Source organism: Mumia spirodelae, assembly GCF_050632745.1.
In the GTDB taxonomy this organism is placed as follows: Bacteria; Actinomycetota; Actinomycetes; order Propionibacteriales; family Nocardioidaceae; genus Mumia.
This window is the reverse complement of sequence record NZ_JBODSD010000002.1, coordinates 772981-787819: the sequence shown is the minus strand read 5'-3', so window position 1 is coordinate 787819 and position 14839 is coordinate 772981. Positions and strand designations below refer to the sequence as shown.

7 protein-coding genes are annotated in these 14839 nt (G+C 73.7%); 3 read left to right on the top strand and 4 right to left on the bottom strand.

All coding sequences use genetic code 11. The features are described 5' to 3' along the window. Positions 1-104 precede the first annotated feature (104 nt). On the top strand, positions 105-971 hold the full coding sequence (locus tag ACQSSQ_RS13245; RefSeq protein WP_431327540.1) for a GRP family sugar transporter: 867 nt from the start codon (positions 105-107) through the stop codon (positions 969-971). Position 972: 1 nt separating this feature from the next. On the opposite strand, the gene ACQSSQ_RS13240 is transcribed toward ACQSSQ_RS13245, so the two are convergent. Continuing rightward, positions 973-1182: a biotin/lipoyl-binding carrier protein gene (locus ACQSSQ_RS13240; RefSeq protein WP_431327539.1), complete on the bottom strand. Its 210-nt coding sequence runs from the start codon at positions 1180-1182 to the stop codon at positions 973-975. Beyond that, positions 1169-2674 carry an acyl-CoA carboxylase subunit beta gene (locus tag ACQSSQ_RS13235; protein WP_431327538.1) on the bottom strand — a complete coding sequence of 502 codons (1506 nt, stop codon included), beginning with the start codon at positions 2672-2674 and terminating at the stop codon, positions 1169-1171. Before ACQSSQ_RS13235 ends, ACQSSQ_RS13240 begins: the two co-directional genes overlap by 14 nt. A 238-nt stretch (positions 2675-2912) precedes the next feature. Here ACQSSQ_RS13235 and ACQSSQ_RS13230 point away from each other — a divergent pair, with 238 nt between their 5' ends. Both ACQSSQ_RS13230 and ACQSSQ_RS13225 read left to right on the top strand, forming a co-directional pair. Then, positions 2913-4433 carry a S8 family serine peptidase gene (locus tag ACQSSQ_RS13230; RefSeq protein WP_431327537.1) on the top strand — a complete coding sequence of 507 codons (1521 nt, stop codon included), beginning with the start codon at positions 2913-2915 and terminating at the stop codon, positions 4431-4433. Between the two features lie 130 nt (positions 4434-4563). Beyond that, entirely contained in the window at positions 4564-5190 is a 627-nt protein-coding gene (locus tag ACQSSQ_RS13225; protein ID WP_431327536.1) for a TetR/AcrR family transcriptional regulator, read from the top strand. A gap of 49 nt (positions 5191-5239) precedes the next feature. Here the strand turns inward: ACQSSQ_RS13225 and acpS are convergent, their stop codons facing one another. Both acpS and ACQSSQ_RS13215 read right to left on the bottom strand, forming a co-directional pair. Then, positions 5240-5632 carry a holo-ACP synthase AcpS gene (gene acpS, locus ACQSSQ_RS13220; RefSeq protein ID WP_431327535.1) on the bottom strand — a complete coding sequence of 131 codons (393 nt, stop codon included), beginning with the start codon at positions 5630-5632 and terminating at the stop codon, positions 5240-5242. Next, entirely contained in the window at positions 5629-14769 is a 9141-nt protein-coding gene (locus tag ACQSSQ_RS13215; RefSeq protein ID WP_431327534.1) for a fatty acid synthase subunit beta domain-containing protein, read from the bottom strand. The genes acpS and ACQSSQ_RS13215 overlap by 4 nt, the downstream gene beginning before the upstream one ends. Positions 14770-14839: the final 70 nt, after the last annotated feature.

Sequence of the window (14839 nt, the reverse complement as noted above, 5' to 3'; positions counted from 1 at the left end):
GTGACCCTGCTCACGTCCTATCACGCGATCCCCGCCGACGGGACCCGGCGATCGACGAACGGCACGCGCTGCGCGCTCGGCGGTCCGCGGCTAGCGTCGGCCGCGTGGACCTCGTCATCGGCCTCGTGCCCGCGGTCGCCTGGGGTCTGCTCCCGATCCTCGCCAGCCTGCACGGCGGGCGGCCGGTCAACCAGATCGTGGGGACGACGGCCGGGACGGCGCTGGTCGCGACGGTCGTCCTCTTTGCCCGCGACCCGCTGATCTCGCCGCGGGTGTTCCTCTTCAGCTTCCTGTCCGGCGCGTGCTGGGCGGTCGGTCAGCTGCTGCAGTACGCCGCGTACCCGCGCATCGGCGTCTCCCACGCCCTCCCGGTCTCGACCGCGTTCCAGCTGATCGGGACGTCGCTCTACGGCGTGGTCGTGCTCGGGGAGTGGGCGAGCGTGGGCGACAAGGTCGTCGGGTTCTCCGCCCTGGTGGTGATCGTGCTCGGCGTGCTGCTCACCTCGGTACGCGACCCCGCGTCGCGGGAGGCGCCGCGGCCGCCCCGCGACATCAAGGTCGGCGTGCTCATGCTGCTCGTCGGCTCGCTGGGGTACGTCGGCTACTCGGCGCTGCCGCGCGTGGCCGACGCGGAGGGCTGGGCGGCCTTCTTCCCGCAGGCCGGCGGCATGCTCGCGCTGGCGGTCGTGGCGGCGCTCGTCCTCGACCGCGGCAGGCCGCTGGTCCAGCCGGCCTCGTGGCAGAACCTCGGGGTCGGGGTGGTCTTCGCGGTGGGCGCGCTGGCGTACCTGATCTCGGCACAGGTCAACGGCATCGCGACCGGGTTCACCCTCACGCAGATGAGCGTGGTGCTGTCGACGCTCGGCGGCATCTTCGTCCTCAAGGAACGGAGGACGCCGCGCGAGATGGCGGCGACGGTGGTCGGTCTCGTGCTCGTGGTCGGCGGCGGGATCGCGATCGGCAGGCTCTGAGCTAGCCGATCTCCGCGATGACGTCGCCCTCCTGGACGATCTGCCCCTCCGCGACCTTGAGGCGGACCGTGCCCGCCTCGCCGGCGTGCACCGGGATCTCCATCTTCATCGTCTCGAGCACCGCCACGAGGTCGCCCGCAGCGACGTGGTCGCCCTCCTGGGCGACCACGCGCCAGACGTTGCCCACGATCTCGGCCTTAGCGGCGTACATCCGCACCGTCCTCGTAGCCGAGCGTCGCCATCGCGTCGACCAGGCGGTCGCGCGTCTCCTCGGGGAGGATCACGTCGTCGACGATGCCGGCCTCGGCGGCGACGTACGGGCGTGCCACGTTCTCGCGGTACTCGGCGGCGAGCTCGTCGCGGGTCGCGACCGGGTCCTCCGCGTCGCGGAGCGTCCGCCGGTGCAGGAGCGCCACCGCCCCTCCGGGACCCATGACGGCGATCTCGGCGCCCGACCAGGCCCACGAGTAGTCGGCGCCCAGCGAGCGCGACCCCATGGCGATGTAGGCGCCGCCGTACGCCTTGCGGACCACGACGGTCAGCAGCGGCGACGTCGTCTCGACGTAGGCCTTGAGGAGCTTCGCGCCGTGCGTGATCACGCCGCGGCCCTCCTCGACGGTGCCGGGCAGGAATCCGGGGACGTCCACGAACGTCACGACCGGGAGGTTGAAGCGCCCGCAGAACTCGATGAAGCGGGCGGCCTTGACCGACGACTTCGCGTCGAGCACGCCGCCGCGCGAGGCGGGCTGGTTGGCGAGCACGCCGACCGGACGGCCGTCGAGGTGGCCGAACAGCGTCAGGACGCTCGGCGCGTGGGCGGGCATCAGCTCCAGGCGCGGGCCGGCGTCGAGGACACCGTCGAGCACCTTGTTCATGTCGAAGACGACGCTGGCCTTGTCCGGCACCACGTACGGGAGGCGCTCCGCGGCCACCGGGTCCGGCCTGCGGGGCGCGACGAGCGGCATCGGCGCGCCGACGTGCGAGGGCAGGAACGAGAGCAGGAGACGCGTCGCGTGGAACGCCTCGCCCTCGTTGGTCACCTCGAGGTGGGCGACGCCGCTGGTCTCGGTGTGCATCTGCGAGCCGCCGATGTCCTCGGCGCTCGCGTCCTCACCGGTGGTCGCCTTGACGATGTCCGGGCCGGTGAGGAACATCTGTCCCTGCTCGCGGACCATGATCGTCCAGTCGGTCAGGGCGGGGGAGTACGCCGCCGCGCCCGCGCAGGGGCCGAGGATCAGGGAGATCTGCGGGACCCGCTTCTGCGCCTTGACGTTGAGCGCGAAGATCTCGCCACAGCCGTGCAGCGCGAGGATGCCGTCGTGGATCCGGGCGCCGCCGGAGTCGTTGATGTAGACGATCGGGTAGCCCTTGTCGATCGCGAAGCGCTGGGCCTTCTGGATCGTCTCGGCCATCACGGCGCCGATCGCTCCGGAGGCGACCGCGGCGTCGTGGCTCGCGATCACGACGCCACGTCCGTCGACACGGCCCCATCCGATGACCACGCCGGCACCGTTGCCGTTGCCGTCGACGCGCATCGGGGTCATCTCGACGAACGAGCCGGCGTCGACGAGCATCTCGGCCCGCTCGCGGGCGGTGTACTCGCGGCGCCCGCGCGGCTCGACGTGGCGGAACCGCTCCTGGCGGCGGCGGGCGAGGCGTGCGCGATGGTCGGAGGTTGCGGTCTCCGTGTTGATCGTGGTCAACTCGGTCTCCTAAAACATGAGGGAAGCCTCAGGACTGCTTACAAAGATGAGGGGTGCCTCATGTTCTTGTCAACCCGAGACCCGGCGTGTCCTGGGTCTCAGTGGCAGATCAGCGGGTGAGCCGAACCCGGTCTACGGTGGCCGCACATCACGCAGATCCCCCGAGACGGCACCCTCCCGAGCCCACCGGCCCGGCGTCGGGCCTGCTCGCGGGCCGACAGCAGGAGGGCACAACCTCATGGTCAGCTCGGCAACACCACCCCCATCTCGTCCCCGGTCCCGGCGACCGCTCGCGGCAGCCGCGCTCTGCGGCATCGGCCTCGTCGCCACCGCTCTGACCGCAGGGCCCGCCGCTGCGGGAGCCTCCGCGGCGGCCCCCACGGCCGCGGCACCGGCCTCGGTCGCCGCCGCGACGCCGGTGGCCGACGGCGTGCTGATGAGCTACGTCGTCAACAGCAAGGCCAACCCGGGCCAGACCCGTCTCGCCGAGCGGGCGGTGCGCGACGCCGGCGGCACGGTCGTGCAGTCCTGGCCCCAGATCGGTGTCGTCGTCGCCCACGCGACCACGGCGTCGTTCCGCGAGGACGTCGTGGCCGTCGCCAAGGGCCACGCGGTCGAGTCGGTCGGCGCGACCCGTACGGCGGCCGTCAAGACCCCGGACGACGCGGCGCCGCAGGCACGCTCGCTCGCGCGCAGCACCGAGACCCGGTCCGCCTTCGAGATCCGCCAGGGCGTCACCGAGACCGAGGCCGTCGCCGCCGACCCGCTCGAGGCACAGCAGTGGGACATGACCCAGATCAAGGCCGACGTGGCCAGCGACGGCAGCCGTGACGTCACCGTCGGCGTCCTCGACAGCGGCATCGACGACACCCACCCCGACCTCGCCCCGAACCTCGACGCGAAGAACTCGGTCGGCTGCACCTCGTACGGGGTCCCGGACACCAGCCGCGCCGCGTGGATCCCGACGACCAGCGACCACGGCACCCACGTCGCGGGCACGATCGCCGCGGCCAAGAACGGCGTCGGCATCGTCGGCGTCGCCCCGAACTCGCTGATGACCTCGATCAAGGTCGTCGACGACGACGGGTTCATCTACCCCGAGTACGCGATCTGCGGCTTCGTGTGGGCCGCCGAGCACGGGGTCGACGTGACCAACAACAGCTACTACGTCGACCCGTGGATGTTCTGGTGCAGCAACGACCCGGACCAGGCTGCCGCCAAGGAGGCCGTGCGCCGCGCGGTCGCGTACTCCGAGCGCAACGGCGTCGTCAGCGCCGCCGCTGCCGGCAACTCGAACTACGACCTGGCCAACAAGACGACGGACACGACCAGCCCGAACGACACGACGCCGGTGACCCGTCCGATCAACGCCGAGTGCGAGGACATCCCGGCCGAGCTGCCGGGGGTCGTGACGGTCGCGTCGAACGACCAGGCCGGCGCCAAGTCGAGCTTCTCCAACTACGGTGACGGGGTCATCGACGTCACGGCGCCGGGCACCCGGATCCTGTCGACGGTCCTCCGTGGCGGCTACGGGCTGAAGTCCGGCACCTCGATGGCGTCCCCGCACGTCGCGGGCGTGCTGGCCCTGCTGAAGGCCTCGCACCCCGACGCGTCGCCGAGCGAGCTCGCGGCGCTGGTCCGGGCGCAGGCCGACGACAAGCCGTGCCCGACGGACGTCCGCTGCACCGGCACCGCCGCGTACAACGGCTTCTTCGGTGACGGGCTCGTCGACGCCCTCGACGCCACCGCAGGCAGCTGATCAGACACGGCAAGGGCGCGGCACGACCTCGTACGGGGTCGTGCCGCGTCGACGTCCTGCCGCAACTCGCGTTTGCATTCGTCGCCGCGCTTGCCGACAACGGAACCTACGCCTCGGTAGGGTTGGGGGCGTGAACGGGACCGTGGAGATCCTCGAGCCGCGGCGCAGGCCGACGCAGGAGCGGAGTCAGAAGAAGTTCGACCTGATCCTGCAGACCTCGCGCGACCTGCTGCTGGAGGCCGGGTTCGAGTCGTTCACGCTCGAGGAGGTCGCCAACCGGGCCGGTATCCCGATCGGCACCATCTACCAGTTCTTCCAGAACAAGTACGTCGTCGTCTGCGAGCTCGACCGGCAGGACGTCGTCGCGGTGCGGGCCGAGCTCGCCCGTCTCGCCGCGGAGCTCCCGACGCTGGACTGGCTCCGCCTCCTCGACCAGCTCGTCGACCACATCGCGGCACTGTGGGTCACCGACCCGTCGCGCCGCGCCGTCTGGCACGCGGTGCAGTCGACGCCCGCGACGCGCGCCACGGCGGCCGTGACCGAGCGCGAGCTCGCGGCGGACGTTGCGCACGTGCTGGCGCCGCTGACGCCGCGTACCCCCCGAGGGCGACGCAAGATCATGGCCGAGGTGCTCGTCCACGTGGCCTACTCGATGCTCAACTTCTCCATCCGCGACGGCCAGGAGCACGCCGAGGCCGTGATCGAGCTCAAGCGGCTGCTCGTGTCGTACCTGCTCGCCTCCGAGCAGTCCGGCTGACCGCGGGGCGACGCACGCCGTTGGCGTGGCAAACCGTGCCGGCGGCGGGTCAGCCGGTGAGGACGACGTACGCGATCGCGTAGTCGCCGTCGTGCGACAGCGACAGGTGGATCGCCGACGCGTCCAGGTGCTCCCGCACGGGGGAGTGCAGCACGATCCGCGGACGGCCCCAAAGGTCCTTGACGACCTCGATCGCGGCCAGCGCCTTCGTCTCCTCCACCACCGGCGGGGAGCCGTGGAGCGAGGCCGACCAGGCCTTCACGACCGCCTCCTTCGCCGCCCACCGCGCAGCGAGGTGACGCGAGCGGTCGGCAGAGCCGTCCGACGCGTCACCTCGCTCGCCGGGGGTGAACAGCTGGTCGAACCGGCTTCCCGGCTGAGCCAGCTGCTCGGCGAACGACGGGACGTGGACCAGGTCCACGCCCACCCCGAGCACGCTCACGGCGTGCTCGGCGTGCCGTCCCCCGCGCCCGGTGCGGACGTTCCCCCAGCGGACGCGGCGTTCCCAACCCCCACCGCGTACGTGCCGTCCGCACCGAGACGTGCCTGCGGGTCGAGGAGGATCGAGGCCTCCCGCTCCCGCACGCCGGAGTCGCCGAGACGGCGTCCGACGGGTCGCTGGTACGGCGCGGGGCCGCCGTACATCGCGCGCACGAGCCGCAGCCGGCCCGAGACCTCACGAGCCCGCGCCGCCCGCTCGTACTCCTCGCGCTCGCTCGCGTCGAGCGTGGCGAGGAACGCCTCCGGGTGGGCGATCGCGACGAGCGCCGCGACGTGGCCGAAGCCGAGGCTCGTGACCAGGCCCGCGCGGATCGGCGCAGGCGCGGCCAGCGGCTCGCGCAGCCACACCAGGTGCGGGTTCTCGTCGAGCGCGTCGTCGACGCAGTCCAGGCTCCGGTTCGGCGGCAGCACCTGGGTGCTCAGGACCTGGCAGAGCCCGATCATCTGGAACGCGGCCGCACCGCCCTTCGAGTGGCCGGTCAGCGTCTTCTGCGACACGACGAACAGCGGGTTGCCGTCGGTACGGCCCAGCGACGCCGCGATCCGCTCGTGCAGCTCGGACTCGTTGGGGTCGTTCGCCGCGGTGGAGGTGTCGTGCTTCGACACGACCGCCACGTCGTCGGCCCCGAGCCCGAGGGCGGCGAGCCCGCGGCCCAGCGGCGACTGGGCGCCGCCACGGGCCGAGGCCAGCGCGCCGAGCCCCGGGGCGGGGATCGACGTGTGCACGCCGTCGGCGAAGGAGCCCGCGTACGCGACCACGCCGAGGACCGGCAGCCCCATCCGCAGCGCGACGTCGCCGCGTGCGAGGAGGATCGTGCCGCCGCCCTGGCTCTCGACGAACCCGCCGCGCCGCCGGTCGTTCGCCCGGCTGACGTAGCGCGGGTCGATGCCCTTGGCGAGCATCACGCCCGAGTCGGCCGTCGCGGACATGTCGGCGAACCCGACGATGCCCTCGGTCGACAGGTCGTCGAAGCCGCCGGCGACCACGAAGTCGGCCTTGCCGAGGCGGATCTTGTCCGCACCCTCCTCGACCGACACCGCGCTCGTCGCGCAGGCGGCGACCGGGTGGATCATCGCGCCGTAGCCACCGACGTACGACTGCATGACGTGCGCCGCGATGACGTTGGGCAGCGCCTCCTGGAGGATGTCGTTCTGCTTGGCCTCGCCGAGGAGCGTGTCCACGTAGAGCGAGCGCATCGACGTCATGCCGCCCATGCCGGTGCCCTGCGTGCTGGCGACCGCGGCCGGGTGGACCCAGCGCATGAGCTCGGCCGGGCTGAAGCCCGACGACAGGAACGCGTCGACGGTGCAGACGAGGTTCCAGACGGCCACCCGGTCCAGCGACTCGAGCATCTCGGCCGGGACGCCCCACACGGCGGGGTCGAAGCCGGTCGGGATCTGGCCGCCGATCGTGCGGGTCAGCGCGAGGCGCCGCGGGACGCGGATCTCGGTGCCGGCCTTGCGGGTCACCGTCCAGTCGCCGTCGGGCCCCGGTGCGATGACCGTACGCTCCGGGTCGGCGTCGTACATCGCCCGCGCGGCCGCCTCGGTCCCGACGGAGAACGTGATGTCCTCGTCCAGGTAGGCCCGCGCCAGCAGCGGCGTCGAGGTGTCGACCAGCGCGCCGTCGTCGGCGTAGCGACGGATGCCGCACCGCTCGACCACGGCGTCGTGGTAGCGCTCGTGCAGCTCGGACTCCGCGACGGGCTCGCCCGACTCCACGTCGTACCAGCCGCCGTTGTCCCACGCCACGAGGCCGGTGGACCACGCGAGCTCGAGGACGCCGGCCGCGGACAGCTCCGCGGACACCTCGTACTCGAAGCGCGTGCGCGCCGAGCCGTACGGCCCGAGCTCGCCGGCGCCGACGATCACCACGAGGTCCTCGGGCCGTGCCGAGATGCTCGGCCACGAGACCGTCGGGCGGGCCGGCAGCTGCGCCGGGGACGGGGCGAGCGCGGCGATCGTCGCCACGGCCTCGTCGGCGGAGCGGGTGCTGCCGGTTGCGGTCGCCGACGCCTCGCGGGCGAGCGCCCCGAGGTCGAGGTCGGCCTCGCCGAGCCCACCCGTCAGATCAGCAGTGACGGGGGCGGTCCGGGCCTGTGCCCGGACGTCGGCTGTCGCCCGCTCGAGCAGCGCGTCGGCCATCTCGTCGGTGGACCACGTGCGGACCCCGGCGCGCTCGACGGCCTCGACCAGCGGGTCGTTGCCGCCCATCAGCCCGGTCCCGCGGACCCAGCCGATGATCGCGTGCACGAGCGTGACGCGCTCGCTCCAGGTCGCCTCCGAGGACCACTTGGCCGTGATCGCGTCGAGGGCCGCCTTCGCCTCGCCGTACGCCCCGTCGCCCCCGAAGGTGCCCCGGTTCGGGGAGCCCGGCAGGACGACGTGCAGCGAGGACGCGAGGTCGTGGGCCCGGCCCGTGGTGGCCAGGGCGGCGACCAGCCGCTCGACCGACCAGAGCAGGATCCGCATGTCGACCTCGGAGCGCGACCCGACCTCGGTGAGGTCGCCTGCCACGCGGCCGGCCGCGAACGGGAACAGCAGCGTCGGCGTCAGCGCGGGCTTCGTCACCGTCGTGGTGCCTCCCGAGGTCGTCGTCTGCTCCTCGGTCACCCAGGAGGCGAGGGCGTCGACGTCGGCGAACGACGCGAGGTTCGCGGGGACCACCCAGAGGCGGGCACCGGCGCGGGCGTGCGTCCGGTAGAGCTCCTTGAACGCGCGCAGCTTGGACTGGTCGAGGCGCGACGTGGTCGCGACCACCGTGGCGCCGCCGGCGAGCAGCCGGCCGACGACCGACGCGGCGATCGAGCCCGTGCTCGCGCCGGTGACGACGGCGACGTCGTCCGACCAGGTGCCCGGAGTCGTGTCCAGGGCCGCCTCGGCGAGGGAGGTGAGCCGGTCGGCGAGGACGGTGTCCTCGGTACGCTCCGCCCACCAGCGCGCCTGCGACGCGACGTCCTCGCCGGTGCCGGCGAAGGTCTCGACCGTGGCGACGACCGGCTCGCCGGACGCGAGCCGCGCGACGTCCTCGCGGGCGCTGGCCCACCGGTCGTCGAGCAGGAGCGCACGCCGGGCGTCGAACGCCGGGGCCGTCAGGCGGGCCCAGTCGTTGCCCAGCTCCGCCTCGACCTGGGCGAGGACGGCGGCGTCGGCCGCGTCCTGGTCGCTGGAGACGGCCGTGGCCTCCGACAGCCCCAGGGTCTTCAGGAGGTGGCGCGCCGTCGACGCGAGCACCCCGTCGGGCCCGGTGATCCCGGCGGTGATCTCGCCCAGCGCGGCGGCGTCGACAGTCACGTCGCCCCCACCGGCGCTCGGCATCGCGACCGCGACGCCGTGGCGGGCGCCGACGGTCTGCACCGCGGCGTCGATCGCGGCGTCGAGCTCTGCGGCGCTGGTGGGCGCACCGAGCTCGCCGAACGCGCCGCCGCGCACGCTGCTGCCCTCACGGGTGGCGAGCGCGAGCTCGGCCGTCACGTGGCTGGCCCAGCCGGGGCCGAGCTGCCACACGCCGGTGACGCGGTCGGTGATCGCCGACGGGCGCTTGCCCGTCGGACCGAGGATCTTGGCGAGGTGGTCGCCGAGGGCGCTGGAGAGGACCGGGCCGAACGGCTTGTACGCCCGTGCGAGGCCCTTGACCTGGCCCGACAGCGTCGGCAGGTCGGCGTCGGCGGCACCGTCGATCGCGCCCAGGGCGAGCTCCCCGCCGAGGTCGACGAGCAGCTGGTTGCGCCGCGAGGACGCGCCGTCGCAGAGGGACTCGATCGAGTCGGCGGCGCCGATCTGGTCGAGGCGCATCTTGGTCCACCAGGCGAGCAGGACCGTCGTCGCGTCCGCGGCGTCGAAGCCGAGGTCGGCGGTGGAAGCTGATGCTGCAGCGGAGGAGGGAACCGTTGCAGCATCAGCCGACTTGGGTGGGGTTGCACCGGCGCTCGGAGGAGCGGTCTCGGCCGCCGGGGCCTCCACCGGCTCGTCCGCCGCCGGCTCGGGGTCGGTGTCGGTCGCGAAGACGACGGACGCCTCGCGCTCGATGTTGACGACCTCGATCGGGCGGTCGGGGGACGTCGGCAGCTTCAGCGTCGCCGACGCGAGGTTCGCCACCGTCGGCGCGTTGGCCACGCCGACCTCGACGAAGCGCTCGACACCGAGGTCGCCGAACATCAGGTCCTGCGTCTCGATCCAGCGGACCGGGCTGGCGAACTGCCACGCGAGCAGCTCGACGAGCAGGCGGCGCGCGAGGCGGCCCGGGGTCGCGGCCCACGCGTCGTAGTCGGCGAGGACCTCCTCCAGCGGCGCGGACGGCACCGTCTCGGCGATCTCCGCGACGAACGCGCGGTCGAGCGTGAACGGCCGCGGCACGAGGTTCGGGACGTAGCGGCCGAGCAGGATCGACGGGTCGATCGTCTCCGGCAGCAGCTCCTCGAGGCGGTGGCGGAAGTCCGGCACGCCTCCGCGCAGGACGCGGGAGTGGAACGGCACGTCGATGCCCGGGACGAGGATGAACGCGGCCTTGCCGCCGAACTCCGCCCGGCGCTTCGCGATGTCGGCCTCGAGCGCCTCGAGACCCTTCACCGTGCCGGCGATCGCGTACTGCGAGCCGCGCAGGTTGTAGTTGGCGATCTCCAGGAACTCGCCGGTCTCCTCCGAGATCCGGGCGACGTACGCCGTGACCTCGTCGTCGGCCAGACCGATCTGGCTCGGCCGGATCGCTGCGAGGCGGTAGTCGCTGCGGCCCTCGGCATCACGGGGGACCAGCGTGTGCATGACCGAGCCGCGCTGGAAGACGACCTCGATCACGGCCTCCAGGCTGATGACGCCCGAGACGGCCGACAGCGCGTTGTACTCACCGACCGAGTGGCCCGCCAGCACCGCGTCGTCGACGAACGCGCCGGCCTCGCGCAGCTCCGCGATCTGCGCCGAGCCGAGCACGGCCATCGCGACCTGCGTGAACTGGGTGAGGAACAGGACGCCGTCGGGGTGCTTGTGCGTGACGCCGTTGGCGACGACCACCGTCGGGTTGTCCTGGACGACGGTGAGGATGGAGAAGCCGAGGACCTTGCGCGTGTGCGCGTCGGCCCGGTCCCAGATCTCGCGGGCGGCCTTGCTCCGGCGGTAGCCCGCCATGCCCATCCCGGCGTGCTGGATGCCCTGGCCCGGGAACGCGTACGCCGTCCGCGGCGGAGCGATCCGCGCCGTGGCGGCGAGCACGAGCTCGCCCTCGCTGCGGGCGGTGACCTCGAGGATCTCCGCACCGGCGTCGAGGCCCGTGCGGACCGCCTTCAGCTCCACCGTCGCGCCGGGGCGGACCGGCGCGAGGAAGCGCGTCGTCCACCCGTCGACGTGCCGGTCGCCGAGCATCTGCTGGGCGGTCGCCGACAGCCACATGCCGTGGACGATCGGGTCGCCCAGGCCGGCGAGGCGCGCGGCGGCGACGCTGGTGTGGATCGGGTTGTGGTCCCCGGTGACCGCGGCGAACGCCCGCAGGTCGGTCGGCGCCGCGAGGGTCTTCTCGGCCCGCGTACGGCGCGGGGTGTCGGCCACCGGGCCACGTGCCGCGCCGCCGGCGACCGCGGGGTCGCTCAGGTCGGCGGCGCCGTTGCGGCCGCGGATCGCGAAGCGCTCGCGCAGCGTCGCCAGGTCGTCGCCGGACTCCGTGCGGACGTTGACGTCGATGGTGACGACGCGGCCGACGCCGGAGTCCTCGACGCCGGCGAGCCGCGCCTCGACCGACAGCGTGGTCGGCTCGGCCGGGAGGTCGGTCGCGAGACGGATCGCGTGGTCGAGGTGGACGAGGTCGAGCATGCCCTCGACGACCTGGACGTCGGAGCCCGGGACGCGGGCCTCGCCGAGGACGGCGAAGACCGAGGGCCAGGCCAGACCGACGAGGGCGTCGGGCGCCGGACGGCTGCCGCGGACGACGGCGCCGTCGGTGACCGCGGCGTGGTCGGATCCGAGGTCGCCCGACCAGGTGACGGTGGCGCGCGCGGTGCCGTCGTGGGTGGCCGGCAGCGACCCGCCCGCGGCGACGCCGACGAGGCTGCGCATCGCGGACACGGCGCTGGTCGCGCTCACGACCGGCGCGCCGCCGTCGGCGGCGTCGGCGACCTCGATCCGGACCGACAGCGACCGGTCGCCGCCGAGCGGCACCTCGAGCACCGCGTCGGGGCCGTCGGTGAACAGCACGGCACCGGTCTCGGGGTGCTCGGCCCGCGAGGGCTCGACGATGACCCAGTCGACGCCGAGGCGGTGGACCGGGTTGCGGACCGTGCGGCCCGCCCAGGCGACGTCCGGAGCGGCGAGCACGAGCCCGAGCACGTCGTCGGCCGCGTCGACCCGGCGGCGTCCCACCACGCGCGAGGTCAGCGCCCCGGCGGTGAGCACGTCGTCGACGGTCTCGTCCTCGAAGCGGCGCAGCAGGTCCGCGACGGGCTCGTCGACGCGGGTGATCCCGCCGACCGCGACCGGGCCGGGGATGATGCAGACGGCGTCGGCGGGGTAGCGGGCGTCGTGCGCCTGCCAGAGGGAGTCCGAGCGGTACCAGCGGCGCACGTCGGCGTCGAGGACCGGCACGAACGGCACCGGCTTGCCCGGGCGACGGCACACCTCGACGAAGAACGCGACGTCGGCCGGGTGCAGGGTGACCTCCGTGGCCTGCGGGTACGCGGCGAGCAGCGCGCCGATCGCGGCGTGCGGGTCGTTCACGGCGTCCGCGTCGGCGAACAGCGTCGCGATGTCCCCGTGGTCGGCGTCGGCGAGGCGGGCCTCGGCACGCTGGACCATCGCGTGGAACCGGTCGCGCAGCGTGACGTCGAGCCAGTTCTCCGCGCCGGCGCCGGTGATCTCGTTCTCGCCCGGCTCCGCGCCCGCCAGCTCGGCGTAGCGCGCCAGCCAGGCGGCGTACGTCATCGTCGTGACGTCGCCGAAGTAGGGCTTGGCGGTCGGGGCGATCGCGGCGATGATCTCGTCGCGCCGTGCGGCGACGGCCTCGGCGTCCCCGGCGACCTCGTCGAGGATGCGGCCGGCGCGCGAGGCGGCGTTGTCGATCTCGTGGATGTCGGCGCCGAGCTGGCTGCGTCCGGAGGCCATCCCGGCCTCGGCGCGACCGGCGCCGACCCACTCCGGGGTGCCGGGCGTGGCGACCAGCATCTCCTTGACCTGCGGCGAGGTGGTGGCCTCGAGCGTCGCCATCGCGGCGGTGCCGACCAGGATGCCGTCGAGCGGCATCGCGGGGTAGCCGTGGCGGCGTGCCCAGGCGCCCGTGAGGTACTCCGAGGCCGCCTGCGGCGTGCCGATGCCGCCACCGACGCAGACCACGACGTTGTCCTGGGCGCGCAGCTGGGCGTACGTGGTGAGGAGGAGGTCGTCCAGGTCCTCCCACGAGTGGTGCCCGCCGGCCTTGCCGCCCTCGACGTGGACGACGATCGGGACCGGCGCGGCCTCGCGGGCGATCGCGAGCACCTCGCGGATCTGCTTGACGGTGCCGGGCTTGAAGACGACGTACGAGATCCCGGCCTCGCGGAGCTCCTCGACCAGCGCGACGGCGTCGGGCAGCTCGGGGATGCCGGCGCTGACGACGACCGCGTCCACCGCGGCGCCGTTGGCCCGCGCGCGCTGGACCAGGCGCTGCTGGCCGAGCTGCATCTTCCACAGGTACGGGTCGAGGTAGAGAGCGTTGAACGCGAACGTGCGTCCGGGCTCGAGGAGCCCGGTGAGCTCGTCGACCCGGTCGGCGAAGATGCCCTCGGTGACCTGACCACCACCCGCGAGCTCGGCCCAGAAGCCGGCGTTCGCGGCAGCGGCGACGATGCCCGCGTCCACGGTCGTGGGCGTCATGCCCGCGAGCAGGATGGGCGAGCGGCCCGTGAGGCGGGTGAACCGCGTCTCGACGACGGTGCGGCCGTCGGGGAGCGTGACGGGCTTCGGCGCGTACGCGGACCACGGGAGGGGGCGGCGCGGGGCGGCGCCGGGGGTGGTGAGGATGCGCTGGCCCTGGCGGGTCGCGGGGGCCACGAGCCCGACGCCGCGGGCGGTCGCCTCGTAGTCGGCGAGGAGCGACGCGAGGTTGCCGGGGCCGAGGTCGAGGATCCACTCCGCGCCGGTGTCGAGGGCCGACTCGAGGTCGCGGACCCAGTCCCCGGGGGCGATGACGGCCCGCGTCGCGACGTCGCGCGCCCAGGCAGGGTCGATGCCGCAGGCGGAGGCCCAGTCGGCGACCAGGTCCCCGGCCTCGGTGAGTCCGTGGTGGTGGAACGCCGCGCGCGGCTCCAGCGTCTCGAAGACCGGCGAGAACGGGGTTCCTCCGGTGACCTTGCGCTCGCGCAGCGCGGCCTGGGTCTGCGCCTCGCGCTCGAGGTGGCGCTGGACGGTGACGAGGTCGTCCGCGGGCCCGCTGAGCACGACCGTACGACGGCCGTTGCGGAGGGCGAGATCGACGTCGACGCCCTCCACCTCGGCCAGGAGACGCTCGACCTCCGCCGGATCGACGCGGCGGACCGCCAGCATCGTGTCGCCGAGCAGTCCCCTGCGCTGCGCGGTGAGCTGGATGGCGGCGCCGACGAGGCGGGCGACGGCCAGGACCTCGGAGGAGTCGTGCCCGGCCAGGGCCTCGGCGGCCAGCACGCCCTGCGAGTGGCTCACGACCGCGGTGGGGGTGCTGGTGGTCGGGTCGAGACCCTGCAGGCGCAGCGCCTCGATGCCGGCGAGCTGGGCGAGCAGGATGCCCGGGACGGACACGGCCGGCTGCGTGAGCAGGTCGGTGTCCGGCGCCGCGGGAGCCTCGTCGCTGGCCGCCGACTCCGCGACCGCGAGCGCGTCGGCCCACGCCAGCGGCGTGAACGGCAGCGGGATGCGGGCGAGGTCCCCGGCGACGGGCGACAGCCGGTGCTCGGCCTCGGCGCAGAGCGCGTGCAGCTGCGGACCCAGCGCGTAGGTTCGCAGGAGGTCGCTCAGCGGCTCCAGCCACGGGCTGCCCTGACCTCCGAACGCGATCGCGTACGGGGTCGCGTCGTTCAAGGCGTCGACCAGCCGCGTGCGGTGGTCGTGCGTCGTCGTCCGGGTGGTCGGGGTGTCGATGATCGTCACGAGTCCCTCGAGCTTCCTGGTGGTACACGGTCGTGGCCGTCATCATCATGGCGCAAACATGAGGGATGCC